A 16,850-nucleotide genomic window follows, 5' to 3' on the forward strand; every position below is an offset into this window, starting at 1 on the left:
TGAAATTTATCGAGGTTGCCTACATATAGGTAACAAATACACGTGTAAAAGAGAGTGCCCCATGCCAGCGAACTTCGTTATTGACGTCAATGAATCCAACTTCCAACAGGTGTTGGAACAGTCTTCACAGGCGCCGCTGCTGTTTTACTTTTGGTCCCCCCGCAGTCAGCACTGCCAGGTTCTAGAGCCGGTGCTTACCAAGCTGGCTGCCGAATACGGCGGTAAATTTATTCTTGCGACAGTGGACTGCGACAGCCAGCCGATGGTTGCTGCCCAGTTTGGCATCCGCGCGATCCCAACCGTTTATCTGTTTAAAGACGGCCAGCCGGTCGACGGTTTTCAAGGGCCACAGCCTGAAGAAGCTATTCGCGCCCTGCTTGACCGAGTACTGCCGAAGGAAGAGGAGTTGAAAGCCGCCGAAGCGCAGGCGCTGATGCAGGAAGGACGTTTTATCGACGCCCTGCCCCTACTGAAGGACGCCTGGCAGCTTAGCCAACAGCGCAGCGACATCGGCCTGCTGCTGGCGGAAACGCAAATCGCCCTCAGCCGTACCGAAGAGGCGGAAGCCGTACTGGCCGCCGTGCCGCTGCAAGATCGCGATACCCGCTATCAGGGGCTTATTGCCCAGATTGAACTGTTGAAGCAGGCTGCGGATACGCCGGAAATTCAGCAATTGCAAAAGCAGGTAGAAGCCGATCCAGGCAACGTCGAACTGGCGGTTCAGCTTGCCCTTCAGCTGCATACCGTAGGCCGTAATGAAGAGGCCCTCCTTCTACTAATGGGCCACCTCAAGCGCGATCTCAACGCTGCAGACGGAAGCGCGAAAAAGACCATGATGGACATTCTGGCCGCGCTGGGCACTGGCGACGCACTGGCGTCTAAATTCCGCCGTCAGCTATATTCATTGTTGTACTGATTTAGCCCTAAAAAGCAAAAGGCATACATATGCCTTTTGCTTTTATCTTCCATTGCTTTTTCAGCGTAACCGCCTATTTCTGTTTTTTATACCTACTGCGGAAGGGATCGTTATACCGCTGCGCATTTATTGCGATCGTTAAGGCGCCTGTTAGCGCCATCATTATTTCTATCGTGGTTATTGCCGTAATGACGGTTGTCCGCTCTCTCATTCTTTATATTCTCCCACACTGATGCATTACTGGCCGACAAATCTCCTCCCCCCTGATTTGTCAGGCATAGAACAGGGCACTAAATATAATATTTAATTTATTAATAGAAAAAATGCAGATAGCTCAGACGCTACCATCATCCGAATAAAAATATTAACATTAAAACACTCTTTATTAATTACCCAAGTCAAGAGCAAAAAACGAAAAGCAAAGAAATAAAACCAGATAACCATCGACGCCAAATCGTAACCAAGTGAATATTATAAATATTAATACAACCTTAATATGATGAAATAAACCATTGGCAATAAAACACCGTTTTTTTATATAATTTAAAAAAATAAAAAAACTATTAAATCAACTTCTTTATAGATGATAAGGATATCTTCTTATGAGCAATGAAAAACTCATTTCCATCGCTATTGCCATGGCTGTCGGTTCCGTTAGCTATACTACTCAAGCCACTATTACCACGAGAACAACGGCAGGGTCAGGACAAAACGTCACAATTACGGATGACGTCGAATATTCCGGTTTCAACTCAAGCGCGCTTTATGCTCACGACGGAGGAAAGATCGCTTCTGACGGATATAACATTCAAGGCGGAACGGCCGGCAGCGCTATTTACGCTTCCGGCGGTACCATCGAGGTAAAAAACGGCACTCTCTCTGGAAACGTATATCAATACGTTAATGTTGATAACGGCGGGCAAGCGATTCTGGACAATATCCAATTCGATAGCGATCCGAGCAACGTCCAAATTAAAGCCGCCGGCGCAGGCAGCTTTGTCTCATTCTCGAATTCAATTATTCACGACTTTGACGACATGCTGATCTCGATGAACGATCGGGCCGAGATTAGCCTTGATAACGTCCAGTTAAATCAAACCGGCTCCAGCAGCGGCGCCGCTATCCTCTATATGGATAGCAAAAACAGCGCGACTATCACCAATTCCAGCCTAAGCTCCATTGGTAGCAGCACAATAACGGCAAACGATGGCAGCATAGTAACGCTTGATCGCGCCTCGCTGAGCACCACCTATGATAACGGCGACTATCCTGGCTCCTATGCCGTCGTAGGGCTAAGCAACTCCACGCTGGAAGCCAAAAACACCACATTTACAGCCAATGGCGACGTTTGGGGTATTTCCGCCTCTTCCAGCGACGTTACGTTAAAAGAGTCGCACCTGGACATGAATATTAACCAGGCTTACGGCATTAACTTAAGCAATAGTGCGCTAACGCTAAGCGACTCTGTGATTAACGCCAGTGGCGACGGCAACTATCTTGTTATTGCCAACGGGGGCTCAAACAACAGTTTGTCGGTAACAAATTCTCAGATTACGGCAACTGGCGATAAAAACTATGCTTTTTACGCCGACGGCTATTATGGAAACAGTCTCTATAACATTACCGATAGCGCAATATCCGTTAGCGGCAATACATCCTATGGCGCATTTATTATTGGAAGTAAAGCAGCCGGAGAGATTATCAATACAACCATAACCGCTGAAGGCGAAAACAGCTCGGCCCTAAGGCTTGCCGACGTAGGCAGCACAAAAATTGTCGGCAGCACTCTCTATTCAAAAAACTCAACCGCCGTCGTTTTACAGGACAGGAATGATGAAAGTGACAACGATCCGCTTTCCTTAACGCTGGATAACGCCCAGATCATTAGCGACAGCGGCTTGGCCTTCAAAATTTACGACTACAATAACAACTCAGGTCTGCTGCTAAACGAGGTAAATATTGATGCCACCAACGGCACGGCAATTACCGGTGACGTGTTGGTCAATTCTTCCAATGTCGACAGCACGCTGGTATTTAACCTAAGCGGCGCCTCTACCCTCACCGGCGCTATTAACACTCAGGGCTATGCTGGCGCCTCAACGGCGAACATTGACGCCACCAGCCGTTGGAACGTAACGAGCAACTCAGCGCTGACAACGCTTAACAACGCAGGAACCGTCTCCTTTGTAACCCCTGACGACGCCAGCGGCTTTAAAACCATCACCGTCGACGGCGACTACTACGGCGCAGACGGCAGCAAGCTGTTGATGAACACCCAACTCGGCGACGACAGCTCCCCGACCGACATGCTAGTCATTAACGGCGATAGCGCGGGCAGCACCAGCGTCAGCTTTAACAACGTCGGCGGCAGCGGCGCGCAAACCGTTGAAGGAATAAAGGTCATTGACGTCGCCGGGCAGTCCGATGCCGTCTTTACCATGGAAGGCAGAGCCGTAAAAGGCGGCTACGATTACAGCCTGTATCAAGGCAGCGTCAGCGACCCAGCTAATGGAAACTGGTATCTTCGCTCCGTCGATTCGCCCAATCCAGATCCCACTCCGACGCCTTCCATCAACCCCACTCGCCCGGAGGCCGGCGCCTACCTGGGCAACCAGACGGCAGCTGTTAATATGTTCACCCACACGATGCACGAGCGCCTGGGCGAGCCAGAATTTACCCAGCCCAACGGGACCGACGGCGGCGTTGGCGGCATGTGGCTGCGGGCCGTCGGTAATTCAACCGACAGTAAAGCGGCCGGTCAGTCGCTGAACGTCGATACCGACACCACTCTGGTTCAGCTGGGTGGCGATCTGGCGCGCTGGGACAGCAACGACCAGCGCTTCCTGTTCGGCGTGATGGCGGGCTACGGCCACAGCGACGTCGACAGCACCAACCCTAATGCCTATAAGGCCGACGCCAGCAAGGCATCCGGCGACGTCGACGGCTACAGCGTCGGCCTTTACGCTACCTGGTTCGGCAGCGCGTCAATGGCGACCGGCGGCTATATGGACACCTACGTACAGTACGCCTGGTTCGACAACACGGTAAAAGGCCAGGATCTGCCCTCTGAAGAATATAAAAGCCGACTCTGGCAGTGGTCTGTCGAATCCGGTTACGCCTTTACGCTGGGCAATGCCGGCAACTATCAGTGGCTGGTTGAACCGCAGGCTCAGCTGATTTACGACTGGTATAGCGCCGACACCCACACGGAACAAAACGGCACTCGCATACACGGCGGCGACGCCAATGGCCTGACGACGCGCCTGGGCGCCCGCCTCTATGGCCGTATGGAACGTGGTGAAGGCGTTCAGCCGTTTGTCGGCGTCAACTGGTGGCACGGCGACGCCAACAACGCGCTGAAAATGGACAATGACCGTTTCTCGCAAGACGTTCCCGACAATCGCTATGAGGTTGAAATCGGCCTTCAGGCTCGCATCAGCAACGGTTGGCAGGCCTGGGCGCAGTTGAGCAACCAGACCGGAGAGAACGGCTATCGAAACAGCGAAGGGGTTATCGGCGTTAAGTACGTTTGGTAAGCGCTTATAAAAAAAGCAGTAAAAACGCCGTCCGGCTTTCTGGACGGCGTTTCAAACTACGGCCTAGCGGCGATGGCCTTTATCATGACGCCCTTTATCGCGGCGATCGTCGTGACGGCGATCGTGATGGTCATCGTCGTCGCCGCTTACCGCAACGGCGGCAATCGCACCAACAATAACCGCGCCAATCGCAAGCGCGCCCCAATCCTCTCCCGTCATGTTTTGGCATCCAACGGTACTGATACAAAGCAGCCCAATAAATCCTATCTTGATTCTATTAGATACAGAGCTAGTCATGATAAATCCTTTTTAAGAATGTTCTAAAAGGCTTTTTTATAAATTAACGTTCAACTAAGGATCTATATTAAAATAACGCACATTTCTAACAAGCGAATTTAAACCAATCATACTATAACCTTACAATAATAATACAAAAGTCCCATTAATAAATAATACCGATAAAATCACTTAGATAGCGGGGCACAGAGAAGTTGGTTAATAATTTGATTAAAAAGAATTATTAAGCCAAGAAACGCCGAGAAAGGTCGGTGTTTCGCCAACTTACTCATTAACAAACAGATGAAAATTTTAACCATAAAGAAAAAACAAGAGATGTTAATTAAAGATGATTTTTATTATGTAAGCTTAACAAAAAATACATATTCCCCTGACGCTAATTTTTATAGTTACCACTAAATTAATAAATAAATTCCGCTATGCTATATATGGAAAGGAGAAAGGAGAAAGGACAATCTCCGGCTAATATATGGATAAGCCTAAAAAAGAATATATACCAAGAGTGCTTACAAAAACGCCGCCTAACAATGGGCAGCGTTTTTCATAAGTAAAAGCGTAAAACGTTAGCTGGCCTGACTAAACGCCAGCGTCGCTACGCCGTTTTCATAGGTGACGCTAATTTGCTCCAGTGAAGCCAACGCTCTGTCGACACGCGCCAGATCCGGCGTATTCTCCGCATTGACCGCAATAACTTGACAGCCTGCGGCTAAACCGGAGGCAATGCCCGCCGCAGCGTCTTCAACCACAACGCACTCCTGTGGTAAGAATCCCAAACGCTGCGCCCCAAGAAGATAGGCGTCAGGCTCCGGCTTTCCTCTGGCGACCAGCTCAGCGGTAACGAACACTTCCGGCAGCGGTATGCCCGCCGCTCGGCTTCTCGCCTGAGCGATAGGAATGGTGCCTGAAGTGACAATAGCCCAGGGAATGCCCAACTCGTTGAGCCGATTCAACAGCGCAACGGCGCCCGGCAGCGCGACGATGCCGTCAGTATCTACCGTTTCTTGATGCTCCAGCGCCTTAAACTCTTTTTGAATATCTTCATCACTATAGCCCGCCATGAAGTGGCGTAGAGAGGTGATGGCCTGTTTGCCGTGAATGAAGTCCAAAACCTCTTTCGGATTAAGCGAATACTTATTGGCCAGCATGAGCCACGACCGCTCCACGACCGCCAGCGAGCTCACCAGCGTGCCGTCCAGATCGAACAGAAAACCTTTGCAGTTCAACTTTTGCCTTCCCGTTTTTTCAGTGGCTAAAAACGAAGACCCGCAAATGCGGGCCATTATCACGTTAAGCATAAATCAGGCGTTGATTATTTGCGAAATCTCAATCGCACAGAGATGATACTGACGCGGGCAAGATTGCCAAATCGCCAACATGCGCTGATATTTGTCCCACATCTTGGTCTGGGAGTTAAAGCCGTGCGTGCCGGAATCAAAGTGGGTATAGCGGCCTTCGGTATTCACCAGGAAGCGAACATAGCTCAAATAGCGCGCTTCGGTCGCGGCATCAAAGCCCAGAAAAGCAATACGACGCTCATCAATTTCAGCTTTGTCCTTCAGATGATCGCGCAGATTCTCAAACGAAACGCGCAGCGCATGGTGCATTTCCATAATGTTGATAATCGTACGACAGGTCTCTTCCGTCAGCTCGCCAAACTCGCGCTCAAGTTCCTTCATTTGCAGGCCAAAACCGCGCTCAACGATAGTCTGCAAGCGACGATAGCGTTCGGCATTCTCCGGATCCAACATCGTCATCATCTTGTACTGATTCGACAGAATCAGCCTTTGAGCATTGGTCATTTCCACAATAACAACTCCTACGGATTGAAAACAAAAAAATAAACCGGTGAAGTCGCGCCTAGGAATAGGCTCTAAAGCGCTTCGAATGACTAGAGAATGTCACATTGAGCCAAAGAGTGATACCCGTTGCGCGCAATTTTTTGCACGATCGAGAAGGAAAACGATAAACAACACAGGAGTGAAATCTATCGCGCTCAGAACGAAAAGCGCAGCAGATCGAAGATACGTTAGAGGTCGTCCAGAAAAGTTTTGTCCAACCGGCTGAATGCCTGCTTTAGCAGTACGGCAAGGTGCTGATAGGTTGGCTCCTCTTCCAGCGGCTCACACTTCTGCCCCGCTTCGGTGAGCTTCGCACGAAGAGAAAAGAACCACTGCTTAAGCGTAGGAGGAAGCACGGCGCATGAGCGCTTTCCCAACCACCACAGCCCCTGCATTGGCATACTGCAGGCAAAGATTGCCGTCGCCACCGCGGGCCCCAGGTTTCCGCCCATGGCGATTTGCCAGGCCAGCGTAAAAACGGCAACGGGAGGCATAAAACGCACGCCAAAGCGTGTCGCCGTAATGATGCGATGCTCAGGAAACACCACGCCCAAACGCTTTTCGTTTGGCCACGTTTTCATGTAGGTCTGCCCTAGCGTAAAGAGCTTTAGCCAACGTACCGGCCCTAAAGAACGTTTCATAGCCTGTTGCCCTCCGATCTGCCTACACAACACATATATAACAGTTATACCTTATCTTACGAGATCTGTCAGATTCACATTTGGATAGTTAGAGTGAGTTAACTTCAAAAAAATTCATAAAATTTAAAAAAATCGCATAAAAAACTTGATGCAGTTTAATAAATATCAATTTAATTTGTAATTTGGTTTTCTTTTTGAACTATCAGGGATTATGCTAGCAGCGCCCTCTGGGCCTAATGGCACATTTCAAGCTATTTGTGGAATGAATGAAGTAATAAATAATAGCAATAACCTGTTCTCAGGCAATTGTGTACAATATAAAGAAACGCTACGCGGGTACGCGGCGAAACAACGGTCTAAGGAGCCTGGCTCCTACCTCCGGGTGCCAAGTTCCCGATTTTTGTATTTCCAATCACGAATAAAATAGGTACTTCTCATGTCGAGTAAGCTGGTTCTGGTTCTTAACTGCGGTAGTTCTTCTCTGAAGTTTGCCATCATTGATGCTGCCAATGGCGAAGAACACCTTTCTGGTTTAGCCGAGTGCTTCAATCTGCCGGAAGCCCGCATCAAATGGAAAATGGACGGAAGCAAGCACGAAGAAGCCCTTGGAGCAGGCGCTGCTCACAGCGAAGCTCTGAATTTCATCGTTAATACCATTCTGGCGCAAAAACCAGAACTGTCAAACAGCCTGACGGCGATCGGCCACCGCATCGTGCACGGCGGCGAGCAGTTTACCCAGTCAGTCGTGATTAATGACGACGTACTTAAAGGCATCGAAGCGGCCGCTCCGTTCGCTCCGCTGCACAACCCTGCCGGCCTTATCGGCATTCAAGAAGCATTCAAAGCGTTCCCTTCTCTTAAGAATAACAACGTGGCCGTTTTTGATACCGCTTTCCACCAAACTATGCCGGAAGAATCTTTCCTGTATGCCCTGCCCTACAGCCTGTACAAAGAGCACGGCATTCGCCGTTACGGCTTCCACGGCACCAGCCACTACTATGTCAGTCGCGAAGCCGCCAAGATGCTGAACAAGTCCGTCGATGACCTGAACGTCATCACCTGCCACCTGGGCAACGGCGGTTCCGTTTCTGCTATCCGTAACGGCAAGTGCGTTGACACCTCTATGGGTCTGACCCCGCTGGAAGGCCTGGTCATGGGCACCCGCAGCGGCGACATCGATCCGGCTATCATTTTCCACCTGTACGACGTGATGGGAATGAGCATGGAGAAGATCAATACGCTTTTGAACAAAGAGTCCGGCCTGATGGGGCTGACCGAAGTCACCAGCGACTGCCGCTACGTTGAAGACAACTATGCAGAAAAGGCTGACGCCAAGCGCGCCATGGACGTTTTCTGTCATCGCCTGGCCAAGTACGTCGGCGCCTATACGGCTCTGATGGACGGCCGTCTTGACGCCGTTATCTTCACCGGCGGCATCGGTGAAAACGCCGCGATGGTTCGCGAACTGACGCTGGACAAGCTGGCACTGCTCGGCTTCGCCGTTGACCACGAGCGCAACCTGGCCGCCCGCTTCGGCAAATCCGGCAACATCGCCAAAGACGGCACCCGCCCGGCGCTAATCATCCCGACTAACGAAGAGTTGGTCATCGCGCAGGACGCAGCCCGTCTTGCCGCATAAGAATTGAAGGTCACACCGTCAGCCCAGGCTGGCGGTGTTGTTTTGACGAAAGCACAACCGAAAGAGGTTTAGCCGTGTCTCGTACAATCATGTTAATTCCCACCGGCACCAGCGTAGGCCTGACCAGCGTCAGCCTCGGTGTCGTGCGCGCCATGGAGCGCAAAGGCGTCCGTCTGGGCGTATTCAAGCCCGTCGCTCAGTCTCGCTCCGGCGACGAAGTTGCGGATCAAACCACCACCATTCTACGCGCAAACTCTAACGCCACGACGGCAGAGCCGCTGAGCATGACGCTGGTTGAAAGCCTGCTGAGCAACAACCAGCAGGACGTACTGATGGAAACCATCGTTGCGCGCTATCAGGAATGCGCCAAGGGTTCAGAAGTCGTTCTGATCGAAGGTCTGGTTCCTACGCCTAAGCATCAGTTCGCCAACGCGCTGAACTATGAAATCGCCAAAACGCTGGGCGCGGAAATCGTCTTCGTCATGTCTTTGGGCAAAGATTCTCCGGCGCAGCTCAAAGAGCGCATCGAGCTGGCCCGCTCCAACTTTGGCGGCAGCAAGAACGAAAATATCACCGGCGTTATCATCAACAAGCTGAACGCCCCGGTTGACGATCAGGGCCGCACCCGTCCGGACCTGTCCGAAATGTTCGACGACGCCACGCAAAGCAAGGCGCAGATCACCGCCGTTGACACTGCGAAGCTGTTCACCAACTCCAGCCTGCCGATTCTGGGCTGCATTCCGTGGAACATCGATCTGATCGCAACCCGCGCCGTCGACATGGCTCACCACCTGAAGGCCCGCATCATTAACGAAGGCCAGATCCGCACGCGCCGCATCAAGTCCATCACGTTCTGCGCCCGCAGCATTCCGAACATGCTGACGCATTTCCGCCCCGGCTCCCTGTTGGTTGCCTCCGCGGATCGCCCGGACGTTCTGGTCGCCGCCTGCCTGGCCGCCATGAACGGCGTAGAAATCGGCGCCATCCTGCTGACCGGCGGTTATGAAATCGACGAGCGCATCGCCAAGCTGTGCGAGCAGGCGTTTGAAACCGGCCTGCCGGTCTTCATGGTTGACACCAACACCTGGCAAACCTCGCTGTCCCTGCAAAGCTTCAGCCTGGAAGCGCCGTCCGATGACCACGAGCGCATCGAACTGTCGCAAAACCATATCGCCAACCACATCAACAGCGAGTGGATTGACGCGCTAACCGCCAACACCGAAGGCTCTCGCCGCATGTCTCCGCCGGCGTTCCGCTATCAGCTGACCGAGCTTGCCCGTAAGGCCAACAAGCGCGTCGTGCTGCCGGAAGGCGACGAACCGCGCACCATCAAGGCGGCCGCTATCTGTGCAGAACGCGGCATCGCACAGTGTATTCTGCTGGGCAACCCTGAAGAAGTGAAGCGCGTTGCCGAAGCGCAGGGCGTTGAGCTAGGCAAAGGCATTGAAATCGTCGATCCGAACGAAGTTCGCGAAATCTACGTTCCTCGCCTGGTTGAGCTGCGCAAGAGCAAGGGTATGACCGAAGTCGTCGCCCGCGAGCAGCTGCAAGACAACGTCGTTCTGGGCACCCTGATGCTGGAACAGGGCGAAGTCGACGGTCTGGTTTCCGGCGCGGTTCACACCACTGCCAACACCATTCGTCCGCCGCTTCAGCTTATCAAGACCGCGCCGGGCAGCTCGCTGGTGTCCTCCGTATTCTTCATGCTGCTGCCTGAACAGGTTCTGGTTTACGGCGACTGCGCCATCAACCCGGATCCGACCGCAGAACAGCTGGCGGAAATCGCTATCCAGTCCGCGGACTCCGCCGCCGCCTTCGGCGTCGATCCTCGCGTTGCGATGATCTCCTACTCTACCGGTAATTCCGGCACCGGCAGCGACGTAGACAAAGTGCGCGAAGCGACCCGCATCGCTCAAGAAAAGCGTCCTGACCTGGTTATCGACGGCCCGCTGCAGTACGACGCGGCCATCATGGAAGACGTTGCCCGCTCCAAAGCCCCCAACTCACCGGTTGCGGGTAAAGCCACGGTATTCATCTTCCCGGATCTGAACACCGGTAACACCACTTACAAAGCGGTACAGCGTTCAGCCGATCTGGTCTCCATCGGACCGATGCTGCAAGGCATGCGCAAGCCGGTTAACGACCTGTCCCGCGGCGCGCTGGTAGACGATATCGTCTACACCATCGCCCTGACGGCGATTCAGGCCGTGCAGATCGAAGCGGCTAAGTAAGATAGCGTAACGAAACGGGCCGCTGAAAGGCGGCCCGGAATAAAACAAGGCGCCAAAACCGTCACTCGGCTTTGGCGTTTTTATTTTGTGGGAAATAGTGCAGAAAGAAGTTATACACCACTTCAGCCTCATCAATCGCATGAGCAAAATGAGATACAACGTCCTCTACCTGAACGCCTTCAAGATTTCTATCAAACTCCGTAGCTTCTATGTCATTAAGCATACAAAAGAAATACGAACAGTCGACGCTATCCTGATAGGCATCGGTATAGCTTCCCGCCTTCCCAAGAAACGTCGCCCAGGAAATTTGACCAATACGATATTTTAAAAACAGGCAGGCAACATAGAACTCCGTTGTCCCCAAGAATTCGATAAAAGGCTCTGAATAGGCATAAGTACAAACGATACTGATTGCACCAGGTTGGAACTCTTCAGTCGCCAACTCAAGTATCCAGTCTGGTGGGGTGTCTTTACGTAAAATAACGTCATCGCACCAGGGAATAAAATATCGGTAGTCAATCAGCTCGGCCTCCAGCATGAGACCAAGCCTGACGGCAAACGCCTTTGATAAAGGCGATAAGCCGGAAGGAAGGCTATTGGTCAACCGAGGCCATGCCCATCTCATCGGGGTTGCGCGAAAGCCACAGGTTCAGCGCCTTGATGGAGTCCGGCGTAAACTCGTCCGCCCGCTGGTTGATTTCTTCCAGCGTCATCCAGTGAACGCTCTCCACCTCGTCCTCCTGTAGCGCAAACGGGCCGTGGGAAACGCAGCTGAACAAGCCTCCCCAGACCATGCAGCTTTCGGACTCATAGTAAAACGTGCCGTGATCGGCGAACGGCACGTCGGCGATGCCAAGCTCTTCCTCCGCCTCGCGGCGTGCCGAGGCCAGCATCTCTTCGCCCTTTTGCACCACGCCGCCCGCGGTGGCGTCTAACCATCCCGGATAGAAGTCCTTATTCTTGGTGCGGCGTTGAACCAGCACCTTGTCCATACCGTTGTGCACGACGATGTAGGTCGCTCTGTGACGAAGATTCTTTTGCCGCATCTGTTGGCGAGTTGCCTGCGCCATCACGTTATTGTTTTCATCGACCACATCAACCCATTCGATGCGCTCTGCCTGGCTTTGCTCTTCCATCTATGAAAAACCTTTTATAAAGATACCTGAACGAGGGGATGCCCCTGAGATAACGTCATAACCCTAAGCATACCGTCTTCCAACATGCCGAAGCTTGCCGGATACCCGCCCTTGGGGAGGCTGGCCGAGCCGGGGTTGAACAGGAATATGTCTCCCTGCTTCTCCGCCTGAGGAATATGGGTATGGCCGTAAACAAAAACGTCGCCTTTGCTAAGCGGCGGCAGCTTTTGCGGATGATAGTGGTGCCCATGAGTGAGAAAAAGCCGACGATGATCAAGTACGACCTGTTGCCAGGTAGCTTCAATAGGAAACGTCAGCAGCATCTGATCGACTTCGCTGTCGCAGTTTCCGCGTACGGCAACGATCCTATCGGCGACGTCGTTAAGCCGCTCGGCGACCTCCGCCGGCGCATAACCTTCCGGTAGAGGATTTCTCGGCCCGTGATACATCAGGTCGCCTAATAAAATCAGCCTGTCGGCGCCCTGGCGTTCAAACGTCGCCAGCACGCTTTCCGTTGCAGGTAGAGAGCCGTGCAAATCGGAAGCAAACATCAGTTTCATGGATACATCATCCCGACACTTCGCATGGCGGCAAATATACCGCACTTTATCGCGTCATGCGACGGTTTATCACCGTTTGCCTAAACGCTGACCAACGCCCCACTCGGTTGGATAAAAAGGAAAAATCTCTTGATGTTGTGAACCATCAAACGCTATTGCGTCATCAATTAGCTATCATTAAGGTATCTGATTATACAAGACGACTTTAGGCTGTGTCCTTTCACGGCAGCCTCAGGAGATCGCCCATGCATATACTGATTACCGGCGCCACCGGCCTCATCGGTCGCCCGTTGACAAAAAAGCTGCTCTCTCTGTCGCATAGCGTCACGCTTCTCAGCCGCAGCCCGGACAAGGCGCGGGCTTTATTTGGCGACGGCGTTACCGTTTTAGGTTCCCTTGATCACCTTCCCTCTCTGGACAACGTCGACGCGGTGATCAACCTGGCCGGAGAACCGATTGCCGACAAGCGCTGGAGCGACGGGCAGAAGCGCCTCCTCTGCCACAGCCGCTGGCAGCTAACGGCGCAGCTCAGCAAGCTTATTCTCGAAAGCCAGACGCCTCCGGCGACGTTTATTTCCGGCTCCGCCGTCGGCTACTACGGCGATCAGGGGCAAAGCATAGTGACAGAAGACGAAACGCCGCACAGCGAGTTCACCCACATGCTCTGCCAACGCTGGGAGCAAGAGGCGCTGGCGGCTCAAAGCGAAAAAACGCGGGTTTGCCTGCTTCGTACCGGCATCGTGCTGTCAACCGAAGGAGGCGCGCTGGCGAAGATGATGCCGATATTCAAAGCCGGACTCGGCGGTCCTATCGGCAGCGGCCTTCAGTACATGCCGTGGATCCACATCGACGACATGGTCAACGGCATCCTGTTTTTACTCAACACGCCGGTTCTTCAGGGGCCGTTCAACATGGTCGCCCCTTACCCCGTTCACAACGAGCTGTTTACCGACCTGCTGTCGTCGGCGCTGGACAGGCCGCACTTTTTCCGAACGCCGGCCTTCGTCATCCGCCTGCTGATGGGAGAAGCGTCCGTTTTGGTTCTCGGTGGACAGCGCGCGCTGCCCAAGCGACTGGAGGAGGCGGGCTTTGAATTCACCTATTCAGAACTGGAAGATGCGTTTAAAAACCTGTTTCCCGATAGCTAGCGAACGCGTTGGAACGCTAAGATTTTCCCCGCCAGCGGGTAAACAGTTCGGCTGCCGGTTCGATATCGAACTGATCCAGCACCCGGCTAACGGTTTGGTCAACGATATCTTGAATTGTCTGTGGCCGGTGATAAAAGGCCGGCACCGGCGGCATGATAACCGCGCCCAGCTCCGCCGCCTGCGTCATCAGCCGCAGGTGCCCCAAATGCAGCGGGGTTTCGCGCACGCAAAGCACCAGCGGCTTTCTCTCTTTTAACGTCACGTCGGCAGCGCGGCTCAGCAATTCATCGGTATAGCTGTTAACGATAGCGGAAAGGGTTTTCATCGAACAGGGAAGAACGACCATGCCGTGGCAGCGAAAGGAGCCGGAAGACACCGAAGCGGCGATGTCGCGCACGTCATGGACCACGTCGGCCAGCTCTGTCACCTCACGCAGGGAATAATCCGTCTCTAAAGACAGCGTCTGGCGCGCGGCCTGGCTCATTATCAGGTGGCTTTCTACCTGCGGGCAGTCTCGAAGCACCTGAAGCAGGCGTACGCCGTACAGCGCGCCGCTGGCGCCGGAAATGCCGACGATCAGTCGTTTCATCATGGGGATTATGTCCTTCCTCTCTTTTGAGCACTGACTTTGCCGCAATCACCGGCCTGAATCAATCTTAATCATAGAGAGAAAAAGGGATTTTATTCGTGCGCGGACGCAGAAAAGCAAAAGGCCCAGCGACAACGAGCGTCGCCGGGCCTTTTAGAAGATAGCGTTAGCCTTCGTTATACATCTCGAGGTTTTCTACGGTCTGCTGCTCTTTGTCCGCCTTCGCGTCGTCGTTACGCAGCCCGTCGAGATAGTTCAGATAGTGCTGGTCGATGTCGTTGGTGACGTAGATGCCGTCAAACACCGAGCTTTCAAACTTCTCAATGTCGCGGTTATCGTCGCGCACCGCTTCCACCAGATCGTCAAGATCCTGAAAAATCAGCGCGTCGGCGCCGATGATGCGATTGATTTCTTCTACGTCGCGACCGTGGGCAATCAGCTCATTGGCGCTCGGCATATCGATACCGTAAACGTTGGGGAATCGCACCTCCGGTGCGGCCGAGGCCAGGTAAACCTTCTTCGCTCCCGCTTCGCGAGCCATCTCAACGATCTGCTCCGACGTCGTGCCGCGAACGATAGAGTCGTCCACCAGCAGCACGCACTTATCGCGAAACTCCGCTCGGTTGGCGTTCAGCTTGCGGCGCACTGACTGCTTTCTCTTTTGTTGACCGGGCATAATAAACGTCCGCCCGACGTAGCGGTTTTTCACAAAGCCCTGACGATAGGGTTTATCAAGAATGCGGGCGATTTCCAGCGCGATGTCGCAGGAGGTTTCAGGAATGGGGATCACTACGTCGATCTCAAGATCTTCCCACTCTTTGGCGATCTTCTCGCCCAGCGTTTTACCCATGCGAACGCGGGCGCTATAGACGGAAATCTTATCGATAAACGAGTCCGGACGGGCGAAATAAACGTACTCAAACAGGCAGGGATGATTCTTCGGGCTGTCGGCGCACTGTTCGGTGAACAGCTGCCCTTCCAGCGTCACGTAGATAGCCTCTCCCGGCTCCACGTCGCGCATAAACTCAAAGCCCAGAGTATCCAGCGCCACGCTCTCGGAAGCCACCATATACTCAACGCGCCCGTCGGCCAGCCGACGCTTGCCGATAACCAGCGGCCGGATGCCGTTAGGATCGCGAAACGCCAGCATGCCGTGGCCGATAATCAGCGCGACGCAGGCATAGGCGCCGCGGATCAGGCGATGGGTGTTACGAACGGAGGTGAAAATATCTTCCGGCGTGAGCGGATAGTGGCGAAAATTGTCCAGCTCGCTGGCTAAAATATTGAGAAGCACCTCGGAGTCAGAGGTGGTGTTCACGTGACGGCGGGCGACCTCAAACAGCTTGTCCCGCAGCTCGTGGGCGTTGGTCAGATTGCCGTTGTGAGCCAAAGAAATGCCGTACGGCGAGTTGACGTAAAACGGCTGCGCTTCGGAGGCGCTGGAGCAGCCTGCGGTGGGATAGCGAACGTGCCCAATGCCAAGCGAGCCCTGCAGGCGCTGCATGTGCCGCATTTCAAACACGTCCTTAACCAGTCCATTGGCCTTTCTCAGGCGAAAGTTATTGTTTCCATCAATGGTCACGATGCCTGCGGCATCCTGACCTCGGTGTTGGAGCACGGTGAGTGCATCATAAATGGATTGGTTAACGGGGGTGAACCCGGCAATACCGACAATACCGCACATGCTGTCTATTCCTCATCAGTATCACCGCACGCCCCCCTAGCCAACCTAAGGCATCGCGTGCGGCAAGAAACTCGACGAACTCTGTAAATGGTCAAAGAACCACTTGATTAGTGGGCTAAACTGCGGAATAAGCTGGGATTGCGCCCAGGCTTCGCTTTGAGAAAACGCCGTAAAGGAGTCGAGGAAAAACAGCAGCGCCGCGACAATCAGCGCTCCGCGCAGCGCGCCAAAGCAGACGCCCAGCACGCGATCCGTACCGGAAAGCCCGGTATGTTTCACCAACGACCCAATCACATAGTTAACAATAGCACCCACAATTAGCGTCGCAACGAACAACGCGGCGATAGCAATAGCGTTACGTATCAGCTCATCCTGAAACTGCGTAAAGTAGACCGTCAGATAGGGATAAAAACGACTGGCGACAAAAAACGCCGCAACCCAGGTCACCAACGACAGCGCTTCACGAACGAACCCCCGAATCAGGCTGACCAGAAGAGAAAAGGCGATAACGCCGATAATGACATAGTCAACCCAGTTCAGCATACCCACATCCATGCAGTGACGTAAAACTTCATACAATTAACCTATACAAAATACTACGCCGTCGCGTTGCGGCGCATTCTATCAGAAAAAGA

Annotated in this window: 15 protein-coding genes; 5 read left to right on the top strand and 10 right to left on the bottom strand. The window is 53.1% G+C overall.

All coding sequences use genetic code 11. From position 1 onward, the window contains the following. The first annotated feature begins 61 nt into the window (after positions 1 to 61). Positions 62 to 916, top strand: a complete 855-nt coding sequence (locus V8L73_RS12355; protein ID WP_027272737.1) for a co-chaperone YbbN — start codon at positions 62 to 64, stop codon at positions 914 to 916. Positions 917 to 1,518: 602 nt separating this feature from the next. Beyond that, positions 1,519 to 4,452 (top strand): autotransporter outer membrane beta-barrel domain-containing protein, encoded by a 2,934-nt coding sequence (locus V8L73_RS12360; RefSeq protein ID WP_347253115.1) that lies wholly within the window; start codon positions 1,519 to 1,521, stop codon positions 4,450 to 4,452. A gap of 63 nt (positions 4,453 to 4,515) precedes the next feature. Here V8L73_RS12360 and V8L73_RS12365 read toward each other — a convergent pair whose 3' ends face one another. The 4 genes from V8L73_RS12365 to yfbV all read right to left on the bottom strand — a co-directional run bounded on the left by V8L73_RS12365 (position 4,516) and on the right by yfbV (position 7,228). Beyond that, positions 4,516 to 4,749, bottom strand: coding sequence for a hypothetical protein (locus V8L73_RS12365; protein ID WP_347253116.1), 234 nt, complete (start codon positions 4,747 to 4,749; stop codon positions 4,516 to 4,518). Positions 4,750 to 5,312: 563 nt separating this feature from the next. Further along, positions 5,313 to 5,972, bottom strand: a complete 660-nt coding sequence (locus tag V8L73_RS12370) for a sugar phosphatase (RefSeq protein ID WP_347253117.1) — start codon at positions 5,970 to 5,972, stop codon at positions 5,313 to 5,315. A 75-nt stretch (positions 5,973 to 6,047) separates the two neighbouring features. Further along, the gene (locus V8L73_RS12375) at positions 6,048 to 6,554 is read right to left on the bottom strand and encodes a YfbU family protein (RefSeq protein ID WP_027272734.1); all 507 of its coding nucleotides are present in this window, start codon (positions 6,552 to 6,554) and stop codon (positions 6,048 to 6,050) included. Positions 6,555 to 6,775: 221 nt separating this feature from the next. Beyond that, positions 6,776 to 7,228: a terminus macrodomain insulation protein YfbV gene (gene yfbV / locus V8L73_RS12380; protein WP_027272733.1), complete on the bottom strand. Its 453-nt coding sequence runs from the start codon at positions 7,226 to 7,228 to the stop codon at positions 6,776 to 6,778. 436 nt (positions 7,229 to 7,664) lie between these two features. Here yfbV and ackA point away from each other — a divergent pair, with 436 nt between their 5' ends. Further along, positions 7,665 to 8,867, top strand: a complete 1,203-nt coding sequence (gene ackA, locus V8L73_RS12385) for an acetate kinase (protein WP_027272732.1) — start codon at positions 7,665 to 7,667, stop codon at positions 8,865 to 8,867. 74 nt (positions 8,868 to 8,941) lie between these two features. Continuing rightward, on the top strand, positions 8,942 to 11,098 hold the full coding sequence (gene pta, locus V8L73_RS12390; RefSeq protein ID WP_027272731.1) for a phosphate acetyltransferase: 2,157 nt from the start codon (positions 8,942 to 8,944) through the stop codon (positions 11,096 to 11,098). Positions 11,099 to 11,159: 61 nt separating this feature from the next. Here the strand turns inward: pta and V8L73_RS12395 are convergent, their stop codons facing one another. From V8L73_RS12395 to yfcE, 3 genes are read right to left on the bottom strand one after another with little or no spacing between them, the layout of a single operon-like run. Next, entirely contained in the window at positions 11,160 to 11,636 is a 477-nt protein-coding gene (locus tag V8L73_RS12395; protein WP_347253118.1) for a hypothetical protein, read from the bottom strand. Positions 11,637 to 11,691: 55 nt separating this feature from the next. Beyond that, entirely contained in the window at positions 11,692 to 12,234 is a 543-nt protein-coding gene (yfcD, locus tag V8L73_RS12400) for an NUDIX hydrolase YfcD (RefSeq protein WP_027272729.1), read from the bottom strand. Between the two features lie 14 nt (positions 12,235 to 12,248). Continuing rightward, positions 12,249 to 12,794 carry a phosphodiesterase gene (gene yfcE, locus V8L73_RS12405; protein ID WP_347253119.1) on the bottom strand — a complete coding sequence of 182 codons (546 nt, stop codon included), beginning with the start codon at positions 12,792 to 12,794 and terminating at the stop codon, positions 12,249 to 12,251. A gap of 245 nt (positions 12,795 to 13,039) precedes the next feature. On the opposite strand from yfcE, the gene V8L73_RS12410 reads away from it, so the two are divergent. After that, the gene (locus tag V8L73_RS12410) at positions 13,040 to 13,942 is read left to right on the top strand and encodes a TIGR01777 family oxidoreductase (RefSeq protein ID WP_027272727.1); all 903 of its coding nucleotides are present in this window, start codon (positions 13,040 to 13,042) and stop codon (positions 13,940 to 13,942) included. 16 nt (positions 13,943 to 13,958) lie between these two features. On the opposite strand, the gene V8L73_RS12415 is transcribed toward V8L73_RS12410, so the two are convergent. From V8L73_RS12415 to cvpA, 3 genes are all read right to left on the bottom strand, one after another. Further along, positions 13,959 to 14,531 (bottom strand): UbiX family flavin prenyltransferase, encoded by a 573-nt coding sequence (locus V8L73_RS12415; RefSeq protein ID WP_027272726.1) that lies wholly within the window; start codon positions 14,529 to 14,531, stop codon positions 13,959 to 13,961. Positions 14,532 to 14,697: 166 nt separating this feature from the next. Then, positions 14,698 to 16,215, bottom strand: coding sequence for an amidophosphoribosyltransferase (gene purF / locus V8L73_RS12420; protein WP_261832435.1), 1,518 nt, complete (start codon positions 16,213 to 16,215; stop codon positions 14,698 to 14,700). 45 nt (positions 16,216 to 16,260) lie between these two features. Then, a complete protein-coding gene (gene cvpA / locus V8L73_RS12425; protein WP_027272724.1) occupies positions 16,261 to 16,755 on the bottom strand; it encodes a colicin V production protein in 495 nt (164 codons plus the stop codon). Positions 16,756 to 16,850: the final 95 nt, after the last annotated feature.

It is taken from the genome of Leminorella grimontii, from assembly GCF_039789245.1.
GTDB lineage: Bacteria > Pseudomonadota > Gammaproteobacteria > Enterobacterales > Enterobacteriaceae > Leminorella > Leminorella grimontii.